Origin of the sequence: Vibrio sp. JPW-9-11-11 (genome assembly GCF_013369335.1) — a bacterium.
Taxonomy (GTDB): domain Bacteria; phylum Pseudomonadota; class Gammaproteobacteria; order Enterobacterales; family Vibrionaceae; genus Vibrio.
In genome coordinates this window covers 170111-194108 of the sequence record NZ_SZQJ01000009.1, presented here as the reverse complement: position 1 = coordinate 194108, position 23998 = coordinate 170111, and the positions used below count along the sequence as shown (strand labels likewise).

The window sequence follows — 23998 nt, the reverse complement described above, 5'->3', positions numbered from 1 at the left end:
GAATCACTATGTCTTCGCTTATAAACACTGAGTGGCTTGTCCAGCACCTCAATAATCCCAACCTGGTGATACTTGATGCCAGCATTGAATTTCAAATTCCTGGTGAAATCGAGAAAGACAGCCACAACCTTATTCCTGGCTCACGCCGTTTTGACTACGACCAAGTGTTTTGTGCCCCAAGTGCCTCTCTTCCGCACATGATGCCAAGTGAAACTTTATTCAATCAGCGTGCGCGTGAACTAGGATTAAACAATGACTCTATTATTGTCGTGTACGACAATAGTGGTACCTTTGCCTCTCCTCGTGCGTGGTGGATGCTGAAAGCGATGGGACACGAACACGTCTATGTGTTAGATGGAGGGCTGACCGAGTGGAAACTGCAAGGTTTAGACGTTACTCAACGCTATTGTGAAACAACAAGTTTGGGGAATTTTTCTGGCAAACTAAACCCCAATATGTTCGTCGATGCCGATTACGTCCTATCACAAATAGATAACGCCAAAAGCCTGACCGTTGATGCCCGCAGCCAAGCACGTTTTAACGGAGAAACCGCAGAGCCTCGCCCAGGAGTTCGAAGTGGACATATTCCAAATTCAGTATGTTTACCCTTTGCAGAGTTAATAGAAGGTCATAAATTCAAGCCGGTACGCCAGTTAGAACAGGCGATCAGCAAACTCGAGCCTAGTGCGTTTGAGCAAACCATTTTTAGTTGTGGCTCTGGCGTCACGGCCTGTATCCTTCTACTCGCTTATCATATTTGTGGTGTTCAAAACCTTGCCGTGTACGACGGTTCTTGGACTGAATGGGGCGCCAATCCATGGCTACCCATAGCATCTCGCTAACTCTGTCTGCCGCGCTCAATCACTTTGAACGCGGCGTCCTTTCGCTTATTTTAACCATTACTGATAACGATACTGCTTAGCGCGGTAGGTATTGATTACAAACACTACCATCACCGCCAGCACAAATGGCAATACATAAAGATTCATCGCTTGCCACCCCACCCCAGCTTCCAGCCAACCAGACAACAACGCCGTAATGGTTACGCAGCTAAAAACAAAAAACTCATTAAATGCTTGCGCTTTAGATTGGTTTTCGGTGCGGTATGATTGACTAAACAGTCCAGTAGCCGAGATAAACATAAAGTTCCACCCGACTCCAAGTAATACTAAAGCGAACCTAAAGTGCCAAATTGATTGACCATGAATATTGATGGCAATACAGAGGATAAACAGCGCACCTCCAGCCAGTATCATCCAGCGTGGGCCAAATTTTTCCACTAATCGTCCGGTGAAAAATGCAGGTACAAACATGCCCAAAACATGCCACTCAATTACGCCAGCCGCTTTATGGAAGTCGAATCCACAGCCAATCATCGCTAGAGGTGTTGCTGTCATCAAGATGTTCATCACCGCGTAAGCCACCATGGCTGCAAACACCGACACTAAAAAGTTGGTCTGTGAAACAATCGTGACCAGTGAATCGCCTTCTCCCTGCACTTTTGCTTTCGCTGGAATTGGGAAGCGAATCGTCTGTAGTAGACCCAAAGCAAGAATGTTTAACCCAATTAGCGCGATAAAGGCACCAACATACAAGCCATCATTCGACCACTGCTGTGAATAGATGGCTAAATTTGGCCCCAATACTGCAGCCAATACACCACCCGCCATAGAAATAGAGATGGCACGGTGTCGTGCATGTGCCTCACACACTTCAATGGCAGCGAAACGATATAAAGTACCGAATCCAATACCAATGCCGAGTAAAAACGTACCGACACAAAACATCGAAAACTGTTGTTGTGATAAACCAAATGTAGCGATTGAAGCACCACTGATGCCGATAAGGTTACCGATACTAAAACCTTTCTTGCGCCCCAAACGCCCCATGATCAGTGAAGCTGGAATCGTCGCTGTCATTAAACCCAGGAACTGCAATGCGACTGGCATAGTAATCAAGCTGGAGTTGGGAGCTAACGTCTTGCCCACTAGACCAACGACTGAAATCAACAAAATATTTCCGGTCATCAGTAGGGCCTGACACAACGACAGCAGCCAAACATTCTTATTCAATACTTAACGCCTCTTTAACCGCGGCTCTGGCGTGAATCGCAACCGTATCAAACAGCGGCACCCTACTGTCAGTTTGCTCGACAAGCAACCCAATTTCAGTGCAACCCAATATTACTCCCTGCGCGCCATTAGACGCTAATTCTTCGATAATGGTGCAATAGTCATCTTTAGAACGCTGGTGCACCTTGCCTAAACAGAGCTCTTGGTAGATCACGTCGTGCACCAGTTTGCGCTGTACACCGTTGGGCACAAGTACTTCTATGCCAAATTTTTCCGTCAGCCTCTGTTTATAAAATGACTGCTCCATGGTGAATGCCGTACCAAGTAGTCCAACCGTCGTGATCCCTTGTTCTACTAATGCCTCACCAGTGGCATCCGCTATGTGCAGTAAAGGAATATCGACAGCTTGTTCAATTTGTGACGCCACTTTATGCATGGTGTTAGTGGCGATAAGAATGAAGTCCGCCCCCGCCGATTGAAGTGATCGCGCAGCGCTCGCTAATAACTCACCACTCTTATGCCACTCGCCTTGGCGTTGCAAACTCTCAACTTCGGCAAAGTCGACACTATTGATCACAACTTTCGCGGAATGCAAGCCGCCTTTAGCCTGTTTTACCCCTTGATTGAGATAGCGATAATACGTCGCCGTCGACTCCCAACTCATTCCGCCAATCACTCCGATTGTTTTCATACTCTGTCCTTAACAAGGTCAATTTATACTTCCCTGTCAGCTAATTAACCAGATTAGTTAACGGAATACAAACAAAAAGCCTCTAGCGTCAGCTAGAGGCTTAGGTGACCTAAACAATGGGTTAGGCTTTAATTGGGAGCACCTGTTTCACGTAATCCCCCGGAGCAGTCCCTAGCACTGGGAATTGCTCGCTACCGATATTAAACGGTGCAATTTGTTCATCTGGGTTAAAGCCTCGTAGCCACTGATCCCAATGTGTCCACCAAGAACCAGCATGATGAGCAGCATTTGTTAACCATTCATCCGCATTGTCATCGAGTGAATCGTTAATCCAAAAACCATACTTGCCTTTATCTGGATGATTAACGATGCCAGCGATATGTCCTGATTCACCCAATACAAATGTTTTGTTGCCGCCCACGTTTAATGCACCACGATACGTACCTTGCCATAGAGCGATATGATCTTCTTTAGTCGACACAAAGTAACTTGGAATTTTGATCTTATTTAGATCAATCCAAACACCACCAATTTTAACGCCTTTATCTTGTACAAGCTTGTTGTTGAGGTAGAGGTCACGCAACATGAAGTTATGCGTATTCGCCGCCACGTTAGTGCTATCGCTATTCCAGTACAACAAATCAAAATCGACAGGGCTTTGGCCTTTTAAATAGTTATCAACATAATAATTCCAGTACAAACTATTCTCTCGTAGCAAGCTAAATGTCACGCTCAACGAGCGTCCATCCATGTAACCCTTGGCCTTGTTTTGAGCTTCAATCGCGCTGATGATAGTGTCGTTGATGTACGCGCCAACTTCACCAGGTTGTGAAAAGTCGAGTAACGTGGTGAAAAAAGTGGCACTTTTAATGCGTTTTTTCATCCGTTTCGCCGCGTAGTAGGCGATGGTGCTCGCCAGTACCGTACCACCGATACAGTAGCCAGCAGCGTTAATCTGGTCTTGTCCGGTGATATCTTCAATGGCACTCACCGCCTTGGCCACGCCTTCGGTTACGTAATCGCCAAATTCAACATCGCGCTGCGCCTCACTCGGGTTTCGCCAAGAAATCATGAACACCGCATGACCTTGCTGAAGAAGCCAGCGCACCATAGAATTCTTTTCTCTCAAGTCAAGAATGTAGTATTTGTTGATAAACGGCGGCACGATCAACAAGGGGGTCGCGTTAACCATTTCGGTCATTGGTCGATACTGAATCAGTTCAAACAGTTCATTGCGATACACCACCTCTCCGGGAGTATTCGCGATGTCTTCTCCGATTCGAAACGCATTGTTGTTAGTCATGCGAATCTTTAGAATATCGGCGCTCGATTCGACATCCTCTTTCAACTTCTCTAGTCCTGCCAAAAGGTTCTCGCCATTCTGTTCTAACGTGAGCTTAAGCAGTTCTGGGTTGGTCGCAATGTAATTGCTTGGTGAAAGAGCATTGATGGCCTGACGAGAGAAAAAGCTGATTCTTTCTTTACTCTTCTCATCTAAACCTTCGATGCTATCGATGGTGTCTAAATACGTTTTACTAAACAGTAAGTAAGATTGCTTGATGAAGTTGAAGAATAGGTCTTTTTGCCACTCTTCGTTGGTGAAGCGCTTATCGCCCTTTTCTGCCTCAACCACTTCATCTTGTGTATTGGCGGCCAACGCGACATTTTGCCAAATTTGAAGCTGTTGTTGCCACCAGTCTGATTGAATTTTTAACAATGCTGCAGGTTGATTTGCGGCACTTTCAAAGAGTTTAGCGGTATCTTCGAAATTGACTTCCTGCATTGCTTTATTGAGAGGGGTATTCGCGGCTGCCCTGCTGAGTTCTAGATCATCCCACCATTTTTGATTGGTCTCTTGGAGCTTAACAAGGTAGTCCGAAAAGAAGTGCTGTAACATATTACTACTCCTAAGATCGGAAAAATGCCGCCTTGCGGCGGCAAAACAAGTCAGTGTTATGCAGGAGTCACTGTCTTAAGGTTTTCCGATGTCATTTTCTCAACATCATCTTTGAACTCTTTGGCAATCGATTGTAGCTTGTTGCTATCGTCCATCATTTGCTGAGAAAGCTTAGTTAGGACCGATAGTTGTTGACTATTGAACGCCGTCAATGAAGTGACATCTTTCACTTCACTCGCTGCCTTCATTTGCGTAAGGCCCATTTCGCTATACGTACGAATCGCGTTCAATTGAAGCTCGGTGAGTACTTCAACATTTTTAGTCACCAGCTTATTAAAGTTCACATACGGTTCAAGCGTCTTTTCTGTTTGGTCTGTAAAAGTCTTAAAAAAATCTGTGTACATGGGTAATACTCCTAATGAAAGTCCATTTATTAAGGTTAGTGAATTGATTTGATCACAACTGCCGTGCCCATACCGCCGCCCACACAAAGTGATGCGACACCGTATTGATGCTTGCTGCGATTGAGTTCATGGATTAGGGAAACCAAAATTCGATTTCCCGACGCACCAAGCGGGTGGCCGAGTGCTATCGCACCGCCGTTTAAGTTTGCTTTGTCTAAAATCGACTCAACCGGTACTTGATGCTTTTCTGCCAATTGATAGATAACGCCCAACGCCTGAGCCGCAAATGCTTCATTTAGCTCATAGACACCAACTTGCTCTGCGGTCAAATCGGCTTTAGCTAGCGCTTGTGAGACAGCCTCAACCGGCCCAAGCCCCATTATTTCGGGCGCTAAACCAGACTGCGCGTAGCTCACGACTTCAGCAATGGGCTCAAGGTTGTATTTTTGCAGCGCAGCCTCGCTGACAACGACAATCGCGCTCGCGCCATCGTTAATGCCTGACGCATTACCCGCGGTCACCGTGCCCTCTCGGTCAAACGCCGGACGAAGCTTAGCTAAACCGCTCAACGTCGCCTCTGGTTTGGGGTACTCATCCGTGTCAAAGAGCACCGTTTCTCGACGTTTTTTAACCTCAACCCCAACAATCTCATGTTTAAATTTTCCAGCTTCAATTGCTGAGACCGCTTTTAGCTGACTAGACAAGGCGTATTCATCTTGTTGCGCTCGGCTAATGCCAACGTGCTTGGCAACATTCTCCGCCGTCACGCCCATGTGATACTGGTTATACACATCGGTCAAACCATCATTTATCAGAAGGTCAGTCAATGACATGTTTCCCATTTTGTTTCCGTCACGTACGCGAGCTGGCACAGTGAACGGAATTTGTGACATCACTTCAACACCAGCCGCTACTATCACGTCAGCATCGCCAGCTTTGATGTGACTCGCCGCATCCATTACTGTTTTCATCCCGCTTCCGCAAACCATATTGACGGAGTAAGCCGGGACCTCGTTTGGAATACCCGCATACAACGCGGCCTGACGCCCAACCCCCATTCCTTGACCAGCGCTGACGACGTTGCCGACAATCACTTCATCAATATTGTCCAGCGAAACTCCGCTTTGAGCTATCGCAGCTTTGATCGCAATCGACGCGAGGTTTCCTGCAGAAATGTCTTTGAGTGATCCACCAAACGCACCAATCGGTGTTCTTTTTGCACCTACAATAAATATTCGTCCCATCTCAACTCTCCTTAATGCATGTATAAGCCGCCGTTCACTGAGAGAGTTTCTCCTGTGATATAGGCTCCGGCTTCACTAACGAGGTAAGAAACAGACTTAGCGATCTCCTCTGGAGTAGCTAATCGGCGCATGGGGATTTGTGCTTTGATCGACTCAAGCACTTCCGAATTCATCTCTTCAACCATGGGAGTCGCGGTATAACCCGGCGCGACAACGTTGACAGTCACGCCACTTCTTGCCCCCTCTGCAGCGAGCGCTTTGGAAAATCCGATCATCCCCGCTTTCGCCGCAGAATAATTGGTTTGTCCAAACTGACCTTTCAGACCGTTTACCGAGGAGATATTAATCACACGACCGTTGCCTTTCTCACACATAGCGGCAAAAAGCGGTTGAGTCACATTAAATACGCTGTTCAAATTGGTTTCGATAACATCTTTCCACGCAGACGCATTCATCTTTTTAAAGGTACAATCGCGTGTAATGCCAGCATTGTTAACAATGACATCGATCGTCCCTTCTTCTTCAAGCAACATCGCCAAACGTTCAGCACATTGCGCAGTATCAGTCACGTCCAGTTCAAACAAACGCACTTGTTGTTCGTTAAAACCTTTAGAGTTAAACCAATCGAGTGCGCACTGATAATTACCCGTGAAATAAGTGGCAATTACGCGATACCCATCATCAACTAATTGTGTGGAAATTGCAGAACCAATTCCGCCTTTCGATCCTGTGATCAAAGCGAGTTTTTTCATTTAGAGACTCCATTCTAAACAGCATATAAATATAGATTAGTAACCCTGTCATAGCGCTGATGGTATCAACCTATGCAAATCATATTTCTGGCTAAGACTTTCCATTGCCTTTCTATAATTTAAGCTAAACCTTATTTGTTACACTTCAAATAATTTGAGAAATTAAATGCATAATGTTGAACAAGATCTCATACGGAATGAAATGTTATTACAATGTTAACCAACTGCAAGCTATTGATTTAAATGAAAAATAATTTAAATTTACATTTATCACTTAAATGTATCCTTTTGTTTTATAAACAGAAAAATACGTTACATAAATTTGCGAGAACTTATCACTGTTTTATTGAGAACTGATGTCATTAACATAACCACCAATAACTGCTGTGTCTGAAGTAAATTTTTTATATTTACTTTGGTCTTATTTTATAGGTTCATTTAATAACATTTTCATCACTAGATAGTGATAAACTTTATTTATCAGTTCGTTAATAACCACCTTAGATATACACTTTAGTCGTAATGTAATTCGTTATTGAGTGTATACGTTTAAATAAATTTTGAACTAAAAAAGCCCGGATATTTCCGGGCTAGCTCAAACGAATCGGTATTCAATCCATGAATTATCCGGCAGTGGATGGGTTGATTCGGTAAAATGTGGCGAACAATACTGGCACCACAATAAGTGTCAATACCGTAGCAAAACCGAGTCCTGCCATAATTGTAATCGCCATCGAGCCAAAAAATGCGTCAAACACTAGTGGGATCATCCCCAAAATAGTGGTCAACGCCGCCATACTAACGGGCCTAACCCGTGAAATTGCACTATCATAGACAGCCTGATAAGGGTCCTTTCCTGTGCTAAGTTCAATGTTAATTTGATCAAGTAAAACAATACCATTTTTCATAATCATACCGCTTAAGCTTAATAAGCCAAGGAACGCGGTAAAACTAAACGGCATGTTGGTCGCTAACAAACCAATCGAGACACCAATAATCGATAAAGGTACGGTAAACCATATAACCAGCGGCTTTCTTAACGAGTTGAACAACAGCATAGTGATAATAAACATCAACAAGTAACCCATTGGCAATGAACCAAACAAGGCCTCTTGAGCATCTTTTGATGACTCGTACTCTCCACCCCAAGAAATTCGGTATCCTTCGGGAAGAGGTAACGCCTCAACTTGCGGCCGGACACGACCAAATAAGCTTGCTGGCGTTTCTGCTCCCAATACGTCATGGTCGGCTAGCACGGTGAGGGTGCGTTTACGGTCGCGCCTTTGAATCAAAGGCTCTTGCCAGTCTAGCTCGACACCATCGATAACCTGTTCTACGGGGATATAACTTTGTAAACTCGGACTCCACAACTTCACGTTGGTCAACGACTCGAAATCTACCCGCTCATTTTCTGGTAAGCGAGCAATGATAGGTAGACTATGAGTACCGTCGCGCAATAATCCAATGGGCGTCCCGCCGAAAGCCATCTGCAAGCTATTGGTCAGCTCTTGCTTTGAGATTCCCAAACGTCTTGCTTTCGACTCATTGAATACGGGCACAAGCTGTTTAGTGCGTTCACGCCAATCGTGTCGAACGTTTCGCGCACCAGGATCAAGGCGCAATATATCCTCAACTTGAACGGCGATTTCTCGCAATATTTGCGGATCTGGCCCTGTGATCCTAGCTTCAATTTTAGACGCAGGAGACGGGCCAAATTCCATCAACTTAAACTGGAATGTCGGCTGACTAAAGTTGCCACTGAGCTCTTGACCCAACTTGTCGAGCAACACAAACATGGTTTCCCTATCGTAGGTGCGTACTTGAAACTGGGTATATGCCTCGTAACTTTTCTCTGGTTCATAAGTCAAAGCAAAACGCTGAAGTCCCTGTCCGGTCGAACTTGAAACAAAGTCAACTTCCTCTTGACCTTGCAGGTACCGTTCAACTTTTTTTGCTTGTTGAATTGTTTCGCGTATATCTGTTCCCTCAGGCATCCACATATCGACATAAAACATCGGTGTATTTGAAGGGGGGAAAAATTGTTGTTTGACTTGGCTAAATCCGGCTACCGTCAATACCAACAGCCCGACCATACTGGCTAAGGTTAACCAGCGAAAGCGCAAAGCAATCTTTAAGCATCCGCCAAACAACATAAATAACATGCCCTGATACGGGTCGCTTTGCTGAGTCTGATCAGCTCCTTGCTCTTTTAATAGTAGATCAGCAAGAAATGGAGTTAGGGTTAATGCAGTGACCCAACTTAACGTCAGTGAATAGCAGAGCACCCAAAACAAAGAGCCCATAAACTCACCGGTCGCATCTTCTGAAAGACCGATGGGGGCAAAGGCGGTAATAGCAATAACCGTTGCACCCAGCAAAGGCCATTGGGTTTGCCTAACAATATCGATCGCGGCCTGCAGTTTAGTTCGGCCTCGCTTCAAGCCTACTAAAATACCTTCCACAACCACAATCGCATTATCCACCAGCATACCTAAGGCGATGATCAGTGCACCAAGGGAAATCCTATGTAGCTCTATGTCATTTTGCTTCATTAAGATAAAGGTACCCAATACGGTCAACAGAAGTACCGCGCCAATAATTAACCCGCTACGCAATCCCATCGCAAATAAAAGAACAATAATGACGATGGCCACGGCTTGACCCAGGCTCACGATAAAGTCATTCACCGAACGTTCCACCTCAGCCGACTGGTTGTAGAAGTAGTCGATGTTAAGTCCAGCGGGACGAATGCTCTCTAGGGCGGCGAGTTCAGTTTCAATTTGCTTCCCGACTTCGACGACGTTAACTCCCGAACTAAACGAGATTGCGAGGTTAATTGCTGGTTGACCGTTAAAAGTGATCACATTATCTGGCTTTTCACGTACGCCACGACTGATTGTCGCGACATCTTTCAGACGAATGAGATTGCCGCTGTCGCGACCGTGAATCACTAAGTCTTCGAGTTCTTGTTCAGAGTTCAATGTGCCACTCGGTCGAATGGTCAAGCTTTGCCCATTAACCATCACCTCACCAGCAGGTAATACGCTGTTTTGCTCAGTGAGAAGTCCAACTACCTGATTCATGTCTAAAGACAAAGAAGCCAAGCGCTCCAAGGAGATTTCAACAAACACCTGTTCTTGCTGATCGCCCGCAACCGCCACTTTGCCAACACCATCGACCAGCTCAAGCTCTCTACGCAAGTAATCGGCATACCGTTTTAACTCAACGTAGTCGTAGCCCTCTCCCGTCAGCATTAACATAATGCCGTAGACATCACCAAAATCATCTAAGACCTGCACTGAGTCGACACCACTTGGTAACACAGGCCTGAGGTCGTTAATTTTACGTCGCATCTCATCCCATATTTGTGGTAGCTCATCTGGCCCGTACTGCATGTCCATGCTTACCATTATTTGAGACAACCCGTTGGATGATATTGACGTAATACGGTCTATGTAGGGAAGCTGCCTAATTTCTTTTTCTAAAGGATAAGTCAGCTCTTCCTCTACCTCTTGTGACGTTGCGCCTGGGTAGGTTGAAATAATCATCGCGTCTTTAATGGTGAACGCGGGATCTTCCAAGCGTCCTAAATCCGTAAAAGAGGTAACGCCCCCTACCGCGAGTATGATCAGAAAGAGACAACTGATGACTTTGTTTTTAATTGAATACTCTGCAATGTTCAACCTTGCGCTCCCTTAATTTCCATACCTTGACGTAACTTTCTAAGATTTGAATTAATTAACAAGTCACCTTGCTTCACTCCAGTCAACACAGTGGCACCACCCTTTGTCACTTGTTCGATATTCACTCTGTGTTTAGAGGCTCGACCTTGTTCTAGCTTCCACACATAGAACTGATGCGCTTCGTTACCTGCCTCTATGGCGGTCAAAGGCACTTGATAGGCTTGATACGGCGCCATTCCAGCCTCTCGGAGATTTACGGTGACCTTGGCACTTGTTCCGGGTAGGATTTCCGTTGGAACTTGCGGCATCGTCAACCAGAGTTGGTAGGTTTGCGATTCAGGGTGACGCTCGCTGGTATGCTCTAAGTAAGAAACCGAATACTCACCGTCATAACCAGTAAAAGTTGCTGTCGGTTGATAGCTTTTGTAACGCACTTGAGGGTTTAGTGAGGCCAGCACCGAATCTGAAACATCAAGCTTAATTTGCACACGATCGGCTTGATAAATCGATACCACGGGCTCACTTGCAGAGATGTTTTCAAACCTCTTTTTATCGACCGAAGAAACAACCCCTGCAAATGGCGCTTTTAAGCGGGTGTAGCTTATCTGCGCTTTCGCAGCAGAAAGGTTTGCCTTGGCGAGTTGATAGTTTGCTTTTAACTGATCGTACTCGGCACTCGAGATCATCGCACTGGCCCTAAGCTCACTGGCCCTGTTGACTTGTTTTAGGGCGAGCTCATAGCGTGCTTGAGCATCGGACAAGTCCTGTTTCGCTTTGCTATCAGTCAGTATCGCCAATGTTTGGCCTTTTGTGACATTGTCACCTTCCTTTACGAGCACCGACATTAGCTCTCCACTAATGCGAAACGAGAGCGGTGTCAGTTCTGCTGGCATGACTTGACCATTAAAAGAGCGATAGTGACTTTGCTCTGCCTTGGCTACCGTGTAGGTATCAAACGACAAAGCCGGTGCAGCGCGGTGCGGGGTTTCTGGCATACACGCACTCAATAGACACACCGTTGTCGCTAAAAGTACAACTCGAGACATCGAGATTTTAAATTCCACTTTCTTTACTCCACGCTTTCACTTGCTGACCAGCAACAAGCTGATTGACCCCAGCTTCAACAATCAAATCTCCGCTATTAAGGCCTTTGACCACTCTGCCTTGAGCATCCAGTTCAACCTTTACCGTTTCAATCGTCTGTGATTCACGAACGAGTCGATATACTTGGCCAAGGCCGTCGCTTTTCGACACCCATGCAGTGTCTGCAAGCAAAAGCCCGGTGTGTTGATTATGTTCGATTAAGCGCACTTCTCCCGTCATACCAGGCAACAGGTTCATCGCTGGCGGACGTTGAAACGTCAGACTTGCGCTGTAACTGTTGGTATCAGTGTCGGGCTGAGTTGAGATTTCCTTGAACTTGGCGTCAATTGCTACTTGGTTTTGGCTATCGACTATTAACGCGAAGGAGGCTTGTTCTATTTGCTGCAAACCATATTGACTGACGTAACTAACAGGCACGGTAAAAGTCACATCCATTTGTCTGTTGCCGATTAAGTTGAGAACCGTATGGTTGGCGCCGAGCACCTGATGAGGTTTGGTTAAGGTAAGGGACACCACGCCATCGAAAGGCGCAATGATTTTCGTATCATCGAGGTCGGTTTTGGCTTTCTCTAATCCGGCTTTCGCTGCTTTGTATTGAGTTTCTTGCTGATCAAAGGTATCGGCACTGATTAGCTTTTTTGCATACAGCTCTAAAGATCGTTGATACGCCGTTTTGGCGAGGTCGTACTGCGCCAGTTTGGCGTCATACGCGAGTTGATAGTCGGTTGGATCGAGCGTGGCTAACACTTGCCCCTTTTTGACCATACTGCCCATTCGAACTGGCATCTTGTCAATTTGTCCTGGCACTTTAAACGAAAGCTGCGCTCTCTCAGTCGCATCAATGCTTGCGATAAACGAGTCGTACTCAGGCATCGTTTGATCAGGAATCACCATCACTTTCACCGGTGTGACTAACGACTGAGCAATTTCCGAGTTTGCTTTGTTACACCCCATCAATGTAAGCCCTAACACAAGCACTCCGATACTACGTAACGGCGTACTCAATCTTGTTCTTGATGCATTCATAACCAATCATCACATTATATTGTACATTCGTGCAGTATATAGATCGCATCAGCAAGATCAATATATTTTCCAGCCGTGCAATAAAATCACACAAACGTTCAGATTTAGCTCGCCAGTTAATGAAATCGCGGCACTTTTCTGGTAGAAAGAGCAAGTCAAAAAAAGTTGATTGGTATTATGGCTGAAAGAAAACAAGGCAGACGAAGTGCGCAAGACGCAGAGAAAACTAAGCGCGATATTATGTGTGTCGCGACCGAACTCTTTTGTGAGCTGGGATATGAAAGAGTGTCACTGCGTAACATCAGCGATAGGGCTGGTGTCTCTCACAGCTTGATTCGTCACCACTTTGGTAGCAAAGAACAGATTTGGTATGCGATTAGCGATGGATTACACCGCTACATGGAAGCCTACATGCGAACTATCATCAAACACATGCCAAGCAATGTGGGTTCAAACGTCAAGCTGTACCTATTTTCTGTTCGCTTGTTGGCTCATATGCTGCAGTTTAAACAACCGATCCAGCTTATCGCTGATGCCGTTCGTCAAGAAGACGCCCTGTTCGATTACTTCATCGATAACTCTGGTGAGATCGAAGCACTGATAAATCAGCTCGCAGAACAGTACAACCAAGAACATCCTCAGACCCCAGTCAAAATCTGGGAAGTCAAATGGCAGATGATCATGTTTGCTCACGGCGCGGCCAGTCTAACCCCCTTTATGAAAGAAACTTGGTGCGACGAGACCGACGATATTGAAGTGTGTTTGTTAAACCATTGGCAAATGTATAACACCATGATGTCTTGCCGATTCCAAGTCGACGATAAATACATACTTAAGCCGCAACACGTAAGTGATTTGGTCTATGACGTAGAGTGTGAGCAGGAATGATCAAAAAGAGCCAGTGTTATTACTGGCTCTTTTTCGCTATAAACCACTCATCGCCATCGCCCATAAAATACAAAGCAAAGCGAACACCAAACAACGCATTATGACTGTACGGTGATGACGACACGTCGATTGCACCCCGTTGCTTTATTTTCAGCAACTTGACATATCGGCGCCTTCTCGCCATAAGCATGTTCCACAATTCGGTTGCCTTGCTTAAGGTCACTTTGCAGATACTGGGTCACCTGTTTGGCACGTCGAGCCGATAGCGCTTTATTGTAGCTATCACTGCCTAAGCTATCTGCATGCCCTTCAATGTATATCTTGGCATTGGCATCAACCATGTCTAAATATTGCTGCAATACCTGCTTGTGGCTATCAGAAAGCGTGTAGACATCAACCGCGTAGTTAAGTACCAATGACTGCGTCGCCTTGTCATAAAAACAAGCTTCATCCTGATTTTGCACATGAACGACATCGCGTTCGGTGTTTAATACCGTATTTTCAATATTTTGCTCACGCTCTAACAACTGCCCCGTTACCTGCGTTTTGACGGTATGAGAAGCGACTAAGGTGGTAGAAGTTACGTACTCATCCACACTGCCTAAGCAGTTCGCATAACCCAGCGGTGAGAGTATGATTGAAGCAATAATAACTGGGTATTTCATGTTAATCCTTAAGTCTTCCTGTTTCTTCATTAATAAGATTGAGTATGTATTTATAAACGTCATCGCCATCTTTGGCGTGATAGATGTTTTTGCGGCCGAAGCAATCGCCAAATCCATTGGTTTCATTGACGATATAGTTGATACCAATCACCCCCATAGTGACTTTGGTTTTCCCCGCCGCACTACCTTTACCTTGAAAGCGGTTGCGTTTCGATGAAATCGTTTCGCGCAGTTTTTTACACAGTCCTTTATCAACTAGCCTTTGAAGATATTCTTCCTCATTATCATGACCGTCGGATAAAACAATAAACACTTGCTCTGGGTTGATATTGGTTGCTCTACTCGCTTCTTGCGCCGCAGCAATAATACCGTTCCAAGAGGCAGTACCACCTGCTGCTCCCAATTCGCTGCTCATCAAACGCTGTTTAAACTCATTGTAATCTTCGGTTAACGGAATATCATAATAATTATAGTAGTCAGCAAGGATCTGTTCATTGTTGTACCACACTCTATATACTTCATCTCGACTCATACCGGGCCGATAATCCATGGTTTGAAAACGTATTTGTGGTTTATCAAACATCTTTTGTACAGTTTCACTCGGCATGTTGCGCTTATAGTCATAGACTGTTTTTTTCGGCCAACGGCCACTCTTAATGCCTTCTGTACTCTCAGCGTGGTGCATGACCACAACTTCGTCAGTTTGCTTGACATGATGAGTGTTATATCCAACTAGTGCAACACGACTTTTCTCTTCGGTATTGAAGTTTTCAATATCTTCTACCACACGCTTTATAGTCTGCTTAACCACATCGAGCTTGGATTTACCTCCTTTCCAGTCATATGTCATTGAGCTACTAAAGTCACCAATAAAATACACATCGACAGGCTGCGGCAGGTACTTGCGCGTAACGGACTTGCCCGCAACTTGAAACTCAGACGTCATCGCAGTGTCAGCATAGGAAATCCAAGACTTGTGCTTAGAAGTTGCACCAACAACAAAGTCACTAAAGGGTGCGAGTTCTCCACTCGCTTGCACACAACCGTCTTTGTACTCACACTTTTTGGTGTACACCCGGACATCAATGTCGTTAATGTTATTGTCAATATAGCGATCAACCAATTGGCGCGCATATTTGACGTTGTCATCTTGATTCGTTTTTGGGCTAGCAATCAAAGCCAAGCTGGCGACTTCGGTTGCTTCAAGTAAACGCGCATGCGCTTGCGCCCTTTGAGATGCCTGCAAAGAGAACACCACCAACATAGCGAGAAACGGCAATAGGCCAACAAATATCACGGCTGCCGCGCCTCGGTTCCTTTTTATCGAACTCATGTTACACCCTCGCAAATGAGTAAGAACTACTTACTATTCTGAGCACTTCTCCCGTCGCCACTCCCAATACATCAAGCGGAGTCTCATAACAAAGAGAGACTTGATACATAGGCAGTCGCCTTCCCCTCGAAGTCACAGGCAAAAGTTCCAGTGCTTTTTCTTTGGTCATGTCACTCATATTGGGAAAATTGCAGCCGTGAATCGCGCCTTTGGTCAAGGTTTTGTGCACGCGCTTATAAACCAATTTGCCGCTGGCATCGAGCTCTTCTTCAAGCCTTATTTCGTCAATACGCATGCCGAGCTTTGTCTTATCAAAGCTTTGTGACATACGCTTTAACGAAGCCGAGACGATTGAAAAGGTCACATGCTCCGTCTCTCGGCAGTCACCTGCACAAATATCTAAGTTGGCATCAAACAGCTGCTTCCGCTCAGCCAAGATAGTGGTTAGCGAGTAAGTCGCTCGATCTAGCTGGCCTTTTCTGTCCACAACGAGCAAGTGATTGGCAATCGCAGCGAACAGACCAGTAAACACCATCAGAACCAATGCTAACTCAACCGTAAATGCTCCCACTTGTCTACTTCGCACATCCCGCTCCTTTGCCGATTTTGAATGAGCACCGTTCATACTCTTGAATGGTAATAATTTCCCGGTTAATGGTGGTTTCCGGAAACCAAATCGATGAAAGGGGGTTATACACATACTCAAGGCTGTATACAGCAAGTGCCATGTTTTCCGGGTCATTTCGCCGCTCTGGGCATTCGGCTGCCGAGTTATACTCGTCCGTACACTTCAAAAAGCCGCCAAAATCACGAAAGTAATCAACGTCAATTTTGACGCTTCCCGGTTTAACGCCGCGCCCCCACAAGTAACCACCCGCTTTAGTTAGCTCATCTTTGATCTGTTGCCGATAATTGACGGTATCTCTGCCACTCGAATCTCCCGCTTTTTTGGTGCGAATAACCGCGGTGGTCAGCGCATGGTCCGTCATGCTTACGTTGAACGTCATCAAGCACACTTCAATCCACCCGAAAACAAACATCAGTAGAATTGGCAACCCTATTGCTACTTCGACTGTGAAAGCCCCTTTATGTCGCTTTATCTTCACAGCTGAACATACCTTTTCTTGGTGTAATCAACCACAAAGGCGCCTTTGATATCCAAACTGTCTAAGAAAGCCTGCGCATCGGTCACATTATCGAATTCTCCGATGCAGTAACGCTTCCATAAGCCGTGGGTATAAGAATAGACAGCGCCATAATTTGACTTCAGGTAGTTGAGATAGTCTGCAGGAATCACAGTGTAAGTCGCCAACACCTGCACCCGGTAAATAGGCTCTGCTCCAGGCTTGAGCTTTTTCGGATCGAGTGTTGAACCATCTGAACTGTGTTTTCCCAGCAGACGTTCGTCAGAACCGACGAGATGGCTGACTGTTTGTGTTGGGGCTACAAAGCTGGTATCAGATCGATTTTTTGCGCTAATTGGGTTTTGTTGTTGATTCACGTGTTTTGCCTTTCCTTTCGTTTTACCCAGCGAGTCGAGTAGTGCGGCGAGTTGTCTTCTTGCCTGCTCATCGCTATTCGATTGTTTGAGCACTTCCAAAGCAATGTCCGGCCGCTTAGAGTGAACAGAAGAGACAATCAAGTTCGACCTCACCTTGGAGTCACTCGGACTGGCAATGTACAAATCGTAGAGAATGTCTGTTGCAGATAGGTAATCACCTTGCATCATGTGAACAACGGCAATATTGTTGCCCGCTTCTCTATCCGATGCGCCCTCTTTTCGGCTCTCTTCAAACTGTTCAATGGCTAATTTAAACTGCTTTTGCTGAGCATAAACTTTGCCTTTGAGTAGGTAATACTGATTCTCCTCTCCCCCCTCATCGAGATAGAGTTCGAGATCGCCAAGTGCTTGTTCGTAACGTTTATTCTGATAATTCAGTCTTGCGTTAGTGAAAATGTATGCCGGTTCATCCAGTTCGTCTTGACTGTAAGTGTTCCTATAGAGCTCTGCAGACTTAGTGTCTTTTTGGTCGAGATATAAGTTAACTAGTTTGGCTTTATAACTCGGGTCATTTTTAAGATTGGCTTTGTAAAACTCGACTAGCTGTTGGCTATTGCTAGAGCCAATTAATAACTTCTCTTTGGTTACCAGCTCACTATCAATCGTCGCGCAACCGACCAGGGAAAAACAGAGAGTAAATAGTAGTGTTGTTTTCGTCATTACATCATCCTCATAATGCCTGGGGCTGCGATTAAAACAACGATCGGAAACATAATAAAAGTGATCAGTGGAATCGAGATTTTGGCGCCCATTTTGCCAATCTTCTCCTCAAGAACCATAATGTTCAGCTCTCGAATATCGGCCGCCAGTGTGGCGAGCACTGGCCCTACAGAAGAGCCAAATTGCAAACTCTGTACTAACGTCATCACAAAGCTTTGAGCTTCACTGCTAGGCACCATAAGCCTAAACTCTTCTAACGCTTTCTCGAGGCCGACTAAACGCGATCGCTCTACCGTCACTCGAATCACATAAGCCAAATGTTTGTCGACTGTCTCTAGCTCTTTAGACAAATATTCTAGGCTCGACTCCAAAGTCATCCCGGTATGAACACAGACGTTCATTAGGTCTAGTAAAAATGGTAACCGAGAACTAATATGCTTGACATTAGCCTTGGCGCGACTCGACAAATAGGCGTCTGGTCCAATGATGAATACTAACAGCGCGACCATTAAGTACAGCAAACAAGTGGTTAGCTCGTTATTATCGAGGAAGTAACCGTAACCAATCCAAGCAAGTACCAATAAAAAAGGCACAATTTTGATGAGATAGTAAATATCTGCAATAAAATCGTTATAGATACCCGCAGCAACCAAGTTGTTTTTGGTCTCTTCACGATTAAAGTTGACTTTGGGTAACAGAGACTTGATGAGTTCAGAGCGCGCTTTTTCTTCTTTGGTAGAACCGATTATCTTACGCGTCGCAATATTTGCTCGGCTACTTTCCCATATACGCAGACAAATTGTCGCTAACAGCAAAGAAACAACAAAACCGACAATGAGAAATAAGTTAAATGACGAAGCCACTATTTTACTCCCCGCAGTATCATCCAAATGATAAAGAAGCCGATTAACTCACTGATTAGCACGTAATAGAAGATCACCTTCCCGTCAGGTTCAAACATCACATAGTTATAGTTTTCTGGGCTGAAGAACTTAAGAATGATAATAAAGATAACCGGTAAGCAGGCGACAATTTTAGCTGATGCTCTCGCTTCTGAAGTGAGTGCGTTTTTCTTTTTCTCAATCGCTCTCGAGTCGAACATCAATCGGTTGATACGCCCAATCACCTCTTTCAGTTGACCACCACGCTTTAGGTTAATACGTATGGTAGAAGCGAAAAAGAAATACTCAAGATAGGGGAAGGTCGCACTGCTTCTCTCCAGCACATCGTCCGGATCTTCACCTATGAGTAAACGATCCGCCATATATTTGAACTCTTTTCCGACCTCGTTATCTAGCTGCTTGCCTACATACTCAAACGCGTGAACGATACTCTGGCCCGATGACACCGCACCACTGAGAATATTTAGTGCATCGGGAAAGTCATTTTTAAAACGCGTAGCCCGTGCTTGTTTAAGCTTAATAAAAAATACCGCGAACAATATAGGCTCAATCAACAATAGACACGTCAGGTAGTCTTGATAAAAGAATATATTGTTAACGAAGTAGATTGCGACACTACTGATTGAGAAAAATAGCGTCAATTTCAGCGCCATATTTGGCTGGAAAACTTCGACTGTTGCCTTATAGTGCTGCCAGAGTGCGGCTTTAAAACTTTTTTCGAATTGCTGCGCATCAATAACAGAACGTATGCCTTTAACGCCCTCGAACTCAGCTTGCATATCTATAATCTGAGACAGCTCGCGATTTTTTTTGCTGCGATAAACTAGCCAATAGATGAACAGCGCTAACCAAGAGACAATCACAACCCACATCATGCAAAGATCTCCTTAACGGTTTCATCAAGACCAAAAAATTTCGCACGCTCGTAGATAATGGAGCGAGTAGAGAGACCCGGCGTTCTGAATTGACCGTCAACCTTGCCCTCTTTGAACTCAGAGTTCGCCTCGTAGCGGAAGATATCCTCCATTACAACATTGTCGCCCTCCATTCCGATAATCTCGGAGATGTACATCACTTTTCGGCTACCATCGTGGAGTCGTTTAACTTGAACAATCAAGTCGACGGCGCTGACAATAGTGCGTCGAATAGCGGAAATAGGCAGGCTGGCGGTCGCCATCATCACCATACTTTCGGTACGTGCAATGGCATCTCTCGGCGTATTGGCGTGAAGCGTGGACATAGAGCCATCGTGACCTGTGTTCATCGCTTGCAGCATCTCGAACGCCTCGCCACCACGACACTCACCAACAATGATGCGATCCGGTCTCATACGCAGAGCGTTAATCACCAAGTCGCGTGCCGTCACTTCGCCCGTCCCTTCGACACTCGCTTGACGTGTTTCAAGTCGTACAATATGAGGCTTTTGCAGTTGCAGTTCCGCGGCGTCTTCTATCGTTACAATGCGCTCGGTTTCGCCGATAAACCCTGACAAAGCGTTAAGCAGCGTGGTTTTACCCGAACCGGTACCGCCTGAAATGAGGATGTTGCACTTACAGTGACTTGCGATAGAGAGCAATTTGGCCATTTCTACCGACATCGCACCAAATTCAACCAGGTTTTCGAGCTTGATTTTTTGCTCTTTAAACTTACGAATCGAAATCGATGTACCGTCAATGGCTAGCGGTGGGATAACGATGTTAACACGGCTACCATCGGCCAAGCGCGCATCACACAAAGGCTTTGACTCATCAATCCGACGGCCGACATTGGAGGCGATTCGTTTTGCAATTGTGTTGAGCTGCTTTTCATTGACAAACTGAATCGGCGATTTCTCCACTTTACCGCTGATCTCGATGAAAATGTCCGTCGGCCCATTGATCATGATGTCCGATATGTCGTCGTTATCAACCAGCTTTTGCAGTGGTCCAAGCCCTTTTAACTCGTCAAGCAGCGCTTTGACCAACTCAACTCGCTTGATTGAGCTTACTTGTAGTTGCTTCTGGTCAATCAGAATGTTGACGGAGTCTTTGAGTTGCTCTTCAAGCTCATCGTTGCTGATCTCAACCAAAGTTGCCGCATCTAACGCGTCAAATATCTCGTCGCGCAGTTGGATATAAATGTCTTTTAATTGATTCATTTTCTAAACAGTGAAAAACGTGATTTGGTTTTGATTTTTTTACCCGTGAGTCCCGCGACCATATCGGCAACAGGAGTCGCGGATTTGGAACTGACAAACTGCTGAGCGCCCTGCTGGATCAGCAGTTTTTCGAAATTCGGCTCGTACGCAAAATCTATGCTTTTATTCGCACGGATACGCTCTTTGGCACTGCTTAGCCCCACCATATAATCTTTTGCCGGACGATTAAGGTTGAAGATGATTTGATGATCCACTTTGCCGAGTTTCTTCAACAAAACGTTGTATGAACGTAGTGAGGAAACCGAGGGGTCACAGACCAAGTAAATACGGTGGTACTTTTCGTGTAATTCTTGATCGTGGATCTCTTCATATGATGAGAGTGGCACTGAATCTATGATGAAGTTGTATTGGTCAACCAATTGACTCGACAAGTTGTAAAGAGTAGTCGAATGATCCGATAAACAAGCAACATTACGTTCGAGAACCAAATAATCTAACTTGTCAGAGACGTTATGCAAATACGTTTTCGCGATAGCGTCATCAATATCGATTTGATTTAAATCGATACTATTCTGCTTGGGCTTTAAACCCTTTATGCCCAAATAAATATCGCTATTCAGCGCTCCAGAATCGTGATCGACGATCAAGGTTTTTAGGCTGGCTTGATTGGCTAGCGCGTGTGATAACAAAGCACTCACACTCGACACTCCCACGCCGCCTTTGGTTCCAAGCACTAACACACGCTTAGCGACCCGTGTTCTTTTGTTGGTCACTTCGTGTTGATCATTCGATTTAATTGCCGCAAGTAACCCGTCAAGCTCACTGTCCCATAATACGTAGGACGCCCCGAGTGAGTGAACTTGGTTACGCAGTGTCAAAGAGTCAAGGTCGCAAAGGACCAGCAAAGAAATGCTCACATCCAAGCGCGTCGCAATTTCAGACACCTGTTCAACAATGTTGCCATCACCACGAAAGTCCAAAATCACATTGTTTAGCTTGATATCAGAGCGATTCCAAGCGCTATCGTTATCAATATCGGTGACTTCAATGGGCTTAGCGTAACCTTCAATGGCATACAGTTCATTCACCGCCTCGATCAAGTCATGGTCATCAGACACAATCAGATCGGTCGCTTCAATACTCGATGCCATTTTAGAGGACGAGTTTTTAAATAAAATATCGAGATCCATTTTTATTCTACTCGTTTTACAGGATTAACTAGACTGAGGTTGCGGTTGTGTTCTACAACACAACCGAACTGGTAACTGTTACGGCTTGTAAAATCTAGTGTCCCGCAGTCACTACTTTTTATGCGCAAATAACGAGCCGTCATTACGATGTTCTTTTCTTGGGTGGACTCTGCGAGTGCAACTTTGTACCTGTTTTTGGCGATACCTTCGGATTTAAACTTGTCGTGTAAATTGGCCACAAACTCGCTAGAGGTAGTTTTATATGCGATGGAAAATCGCACCTTAGGTTCACGGCGTTTCACATCGCGAATGAATGCGACTGCGCGGCTCATTGCGTCGTCTGTTTCAGTTATATCGAACGCCAAACGCTCTTCAAGTTGCTCAATGACACTTGAGTTTGGCTTGCTGACTTGTGCGCAAGCACTGCACAACAATGCTAGTAAACTAATCACGACCCAACGCATCAGTTAAATCCTCCTTGTTCAATGGTCTCTTCTAACTCTGGTTGATTTAAATCCGACAGGTCGAGGCGCAACAATCGTTCAATATCACTGCTACGTTTAAAGCTCGGTAATTTGACTTGCTCCGAATCAACCGGATCAACCAGGTTAACGGTCGCAACGATGATAAGCTCGGTTTTGGAGCGATTGGTGGTACTGTGACTAAACAGCGCCCCTAAGATGGGTATATCGCCTAAGATAGGGATTTTGCTCATCGACTCACGCTCTTCCGAGGTGAGCAATCCAGCCAGTACAAAACTCTGACCATCTTTTAAATGCACGGTCGTTTGCGCACGGCGAGTTTTAAGGGTGGGAACCGAAATCAAACCTGTAGATGTTTTGTTGGTTTCGTCTATCGAGCTGACTTCGGGAATCAAAGTCAAACGAATGTTTTCGGTGTCAGTAACCTTAGCCACCATTGACAGCTTAACACCATACTCTTTATAACTTATGGAAATGCCGTCCTCGTCCCGAACCGCGATAGGAATCTCGCCACCAGCGAGAAAGTTCGCTTGCTCCCCAGAGATAACGGATAAGTTAGGCTCTGCCAACACCTGGCCAATTTTGTCATCACCGCTGGCTGAAATCACCGCAACAATATCTTGAGCAGTAAAATCGAGCAATTTATTGACAAATTGACCTGAGCTACCGTTATCGTTGTAGGAAACGCCGATATCGGTCAGGAATGAGCTCGACACCTCGGCCACCGTCAGTTTTACATTGATCTGCTCTGTAGTAAGAACTTTTAGGTTGTTAATTACCTGATCATAACTGTATTTAGCCGTATATTCGAGATCATCCGATTCTTTTCCATCTGTATCTCTGAGCGAATAGACTTCCCGCTTTCGTTCTTTTTTTAACATTTCGCCAACGAGACGATACACTTTGGTTTTGACCTCCTCACTACTGACAATACCATCGAGTACTACTTGCTCTCCGACATTGGATACCACGATATTTTCGTCAGGAAAACGAGCGATGAGCGTTTGCTTCAATAGGCGTAGGCTTTTATTTACCACCAATTCTGCATTATATATCTCGTTGCCACCTCGGTCATACACAATCACCGAGGTGCTACCTTGCCCGACGCCGTACACAACCACTTTGTTTTCATCAATCACTTTATAGTCGGCTATCAGTTGATTGGCGACAAATACCGTGGCCACTTGCCGTTTTAGATTGATGGTTTTCGCAGCCCCTTGATCTAAACTCATCAACTGGGATGAGAAAGCGGGTAAAGCAAGTATCGCGCATAAAACTGCGCTTGTTCTAGCCAATTTGAAACTCAT

General features: G+C 45.2%; 22 protein-coding genes. 2 read left to right on the top strand and 20 right to left on the bottom strand.

What is annotated here, in order from left to right:
• Positions 1 to 8 precede the first annotated feature (8 nt).
• Positions 9 to 842 (top strand): sulfurtransferase, encoded by an 834-nt coding sequence (locus tag FCU94_RS13195; RefSeq protein WP_176288980.1) that lies wholly within the window; start codon positions 9 to 11, stop codon positions 840 to 842.
• Positions 843 to 899: 57 nt separating this feature from the next.
• Here FCU94_RS13195 and FCU94_RS13190 read toward each other — a convergent pair whose 3' ends face one another.
• The 9 genes from FCU94_RS13190 to FCU94_RS13150 all read right to left on the bottom strand — a co-directional run bounded on the left by FCU94_RS13190 (position 900) and on the right by FCU94_RS13150 (position 12873).
• A complete protein-coding gene (locus FCU94_RS13190) occupies positions 900 to 2072 on the bottom strand; it encodes an MFS transporter (RefSeq protein ID WP_176288979.1) in 1173 nt (390 codons plus the stop codon).
• A complete protein-coding gene (locus FCU94_RS13185; RefSeq protein ID WP_176288978.1) occupies positions 2065 to 2763 on the bottom strand; it encodes an aspartate/glutamate racemase family protein in 699 nt (232 codons plus the stop codon). The genes FCU94_RS13190 and FCU94_RS13185 overlap by 8 nt, the downstream gene beginning before the upstream one ends.
• Before the next feature lie 121 nt (positions 2764 to 2884).
• Positions 2885 to 4660, bottom strand: coding sequence for a class I poly(R)-hydroxyalkanoic acid synthase (gene phaC, locus FCU94_RS13180; protein WP_176288977.1), 1776 nt, complete (start codon positions 4658 to 4660; stop codon positions 2885 to 2887).
• 56 nt (positions 4661 to 4716) lie between these two features.
• Positions 4717 to 5064 carry a phasin family protein gene (locus tag FCU94_RS13175; RefSeq protein ID WP_176288976.1) on the bottom strand — a complete coding sequence of 116 codons (348 nt, stop codon included), beginning with the start codon at positions 5062 to 5064 and terminating at the stop codon, positions 4717 to 4719.
• Positions 5065 to 5099: 35 nt separating this feature from the next.
• Complete coding sequence (locus FCU94_RS13170) at positions 5100 to 6308, bottom strand: acetyl-CoA C-acetyltransferase (protein ID WP_176288975.1); 1209 nt, start codon at positions 6306 to 6308, stop codon at positions 5100 to 5102.
• An 11-nt stretch (positions 6309 to 6319) separates the two neighbouring features.
• A complete protein-coding gene (locus FCU94_RS13165) occupies positions 6320 to 7060 on the bottom strand; it encodes an SDR family oxidoreductase (RefSeq protein ID WP_176288974.1) in 741 nt (246 codons plus the stop codon).
• A 623-nt stretch (positions 7061 to 7683) separates the two neighbouring features.
• On the bottom strand, positions 7684 to 10743 hold the full coding sequence (locus FCU94_RS13160) for an efflux RND transporter permease subunit (RefSeq protein WP_176288973.1): 3060 nt from the start codon (positions 10741 to 10743) through the stop codon (positions 7684 to 7686).
• On the bottom strand, positions 10740 to 11795 hold the full coding sequence (locus FCU94_RS13155) for an efflux RND transporter periplasmic adaptor subunit (protein WP_441351744.1): 1056 nt from the start codon (positions 11793 to 11795) through the stop codon (positions 10740 to 10742). Before FCU94_RS13155 ends, FCU94_RS13160 begins: the two co-directional genes overlap by 4 nt.
• A gap of 1 nt (position 11796) precedes the next feature.
• Entirely contained in the window at positions 11797 to 12873 is a 1077-nt protein-coding gene (locus FCU94_RS13150) for an efflux RND transporter periplasmic adaptor subunit (protein ID WP_176288972.1), read from the bottom strand.
• A 177-nt stretch (positions 12874 to 13050) separates the two neighbouring features.
• On the opposite strand from FCU94_RS13150, the gene FCU94_RS13145 reads away from it, so the two are divergent.
• Positions 13051 to 13761 (top strand): TetR/AcrR family transcriptional regulator, encoded by a 711-nt coding sequence (locus FCU94_RS13145; protein WP_176288971.1) that lies wholly within the window; start codon positions 13051 to 13053, stop codon positions 13759 to 13761.
• A 98-nt stretch (positions 13762 to 13859) separates the two neighbouring features.
• Here the strand turns inward: FCU94_RS13145 and FCU94_RS13140 are convergent, their stop codons facing one another.
• Genes FCU94_RS13140 through FCU94_RS13090 form a run of 11 tightly spaced genes read right to left on the bottom strand, consistent with a single transcriptional unit; the run spans position 13860 to position 23998 of the window.
• Positions 13860 to 14426, bottom strand: a complete 567-nt coding sequence (locus FCU94_RS13140) for an OmpA family protein (RefSeq protein ID WP_176288970.1) — start codon at positions 14424 to 14426, stop codon at positions 13860 to 13862.
• Between the two features lies 1 nt (position 14427).
• Positions 14428 to 15759, bottom strand: coding sequence for a pilus assembly protein TadG (locus tag FCU94_RS13135; protein WP_176288969.1), 1332 nt, complete (start codon positions 15757 to 15759; stop codon positions 14428 to 14430).
• Position 15760: 1 nt separating this feature from the next.
• Positions 15761 to 16345 carry a tight adherence pilus pseudopilin TadF gene (gene tadF, locus FCU94_RS13130; RefSeq protein ID WP_176288968.1) on the bottom strand — a complete coding sequence of 195 codons (585 nt, stop codon included), beginning with the start codon at positions 16343 to 16345 and terminating at the stop codon, positions 15761 to 15763.
• Complete coding sequence (locus FCU94_RS13125) at positions 16335 to 16865, bottom strand: TadE/TadG family type IV pilus assembly protein (RefSeq protein ID WP_176288967.1); 531 nt, start codon at positions 16863 to 16865, stop codon at positions 16335 to 16337. The genes tadF and FCU94_RS13125 overlap by 11 nt, the downstream gene beginning before the upstream one ends.
• Entirely contained in the window at positions 16862 to 17980 is a 1119-nt protein-coding gene (locus FCU94_RS13120; protein WP_176288966.1) for a tetratricopeptide repeat protein, read from the bottom strand. Before FCU94_RS13120 ends, FCU94_RS13125 begins: the two co-directional genes overlap by 4 nt.
• Positions 17980 to 18843, bottom strand: coding sequence for a type II secretion system F family protein (locus FCU94_RS13115; protein ID WP_176288965.1), 864 nt, complete (start codon positions 18841 to 18843; stop codon positions 17980 to 17982). The genes FCU94_RS13120 and FCU94_RS13115 overlap by 1 nt, the downstream gene beginning before the upstream one ends.
• Complete coding sequence (locus FCU94_RS13110) at positions 18843 to 19757, bottom strand: type II secretion system F family protein (RefSeq protein ID WP_176288964.1); 915 nt, start codon at positions 19755 to 19757, stop codon at positions 18843 to 18845. Before FCU94_RS13110 ends, FCU94_RS13115 begins: the two co-directional genes overlap by 1 nt.
• Entirely contained in the window at positions 19754 to 21019 is a 1266-nt protein-coding gene (locus FCU94_RS13105; RefSeq protein ID WP_176288963.1) for a CpaF family protein, read from the bottom strand. The genes FCU94_RS13110 and FCU94_RS13105 overlap by 4 nt, the downstream gene beginning before the upstream one ends.
• Entirely contained in the window at positions 21016 to 22209 is a 1194-nt protein-coding gene (locus FCU94_RS13100) for an AAA family ATPase (protein WP_176288962.1), read from the bottom strand. Before FCU94_RS13100 ends, FCU94_RS13105 begins: the two co-directional genes overlap by 4 nt.
• Before the next feature lie 2 nt (positions 22210 to 22211).
• Positions 22212 to 22673 carry an ATPase gene (locus FCU94_RS13095; RefSeq protein WP_176288961.1) on the bottom strand — a complete coding sequence of 154 codons (462 nt, stop codon included), beginning with the start codon at positions 22671 to 22673 and terminating at the stop codon, positions 22212 to 22214.
• Positions 22673 to 23998: a pilus assembly protein N-terminal domain-containing protein gene (locus FCU94_RS13090; protein ID WP_176288960.1), complete on the bottom strand. Its 1326-nt coding sequence runs from the start codon at positions 23996 to 23998 to the stop codon at positions 22673 to 22675. The genes FCU94_RS13095 and FCU94_RS13090 overlap by 1 nt, the downstream gene beginning before the upstream one ends.

Excerpts from the sequence above, each read along its gene's own strand:
- FCU94_RS13110 (WP_176288964.1), bottom strand. The coding sequence starts at position 19,757 with ATGATGTGGGTTGTGATTGTCTCTTGGTTAGCGCTGTTCATCTATTGG.
- FCU94_RS13100 (WP_176288962.1), bottom strand. The coding sequence starts at position 22,209 with ATGGATCTCGATATTTTATTTAAAAACTCGTCCTCTAAAATGGCATCG.
- FCU94_RS13195 (WP_176288980.1), top strand. The coding sequence starts at position 9 with ATGTCTTCGCTTATAAACACTGAGTGGCTTGTCCAGCACCTCAATAAT.
- FCU94_RS13140 (WP_176288970.1), bottom strand. The coding sequence starts at position 14,426 with ATGAAATACCCAGTTATTATTGCTTCAATCATACTCTCACCGCTGGGT.
- FCU94_RS13170 (WP_176288975.1), bottom strand. The coding sequence starts at position 6,308 with ATGGGACGAATATTTATTGTAGGTGCAAAAAGAACACCGATTGGTGCG.
- FCU94_RS13095 (WP_176288961.1), bottom strand. The coding sequence starts at position 22,673 with ATGCGTTGGGTCGTGATTAGTTTACTAGCATTGTTGTGCAGTGCTTGC.
- FCU94_RS13150 (WP_176288972.1), bottom strand. The coding sequence starts at position 12,873 with ATGAATGCATCAAGAACAAGATTGAGTACGCCGTTACGTAGTATCGGA.
- phaC (WP_176288977.1), bottom strand. The coding sequence starts at position 4,660 with ATGTTACAGCACTTCTTTTCGGACTACCTTGTTAAGCTCCAAGAGACC.
- FCU94_RS13185 (WP_176288978.1), bottom strand. The coding sequence starts at position 2,763 with ATGAAAACAATCGGAGTGATTGGCGGAATGAGTTGGGAGTCGACGGCG.
- FCU94_RS13105 (WP_176288963.1), bottom strand. The coding sequence starts at position 21,019 with ATGAATCAATTAAAAGACATTTATATCCAACTGCGCGACGAGATATTT.
- FCU94_RS13120 (WP_176288966.1), bottom strand. The coding sequence starts at position 17,980 with ATGACGAAAACAACACTACTATTTACTCTCTGTTTTTCCCTGGTCGGT.
- FCU94_RS13175 (WP_176288976.1), bottom strand. The coding sequence starts at position 5,064 with ATGTACACAGATTTTTTTAAGACTTTTACAGACCAAACAGAAAAGACG.
- FCU94_RS13145 (WP_176288971.1), top strand. The coding sequence starts at position 13,051 with ATGGCTGAAAGAAAACAAGGCAGACGAAGTGCGCAAGACGCAGAGAAA.
- FCU94_RS13090 (WP_176288960.1), bottom strand. The coding sequence starts at position 23,998 with ATGAGTTTCAAATTGGCTAGAACAAGCGCAGTTTTATGCGCGATACTT.
- FCU94_RS13135 (WP_176288969.1), bottom strand. The coding sequence starts at position 15,759 with ATGAGTTCGATAAAAAGGAACCGAGGCGCGGCAGCCGTGATATTTGTT.
- FCU94_RS13165 (WP_176288974.1), bottom strand. The coding sequence starts at position 7,060 with ATGAAAAAACTCGCTTTGATCACAGGATCGAAAGGCGGAATTGGTTCT.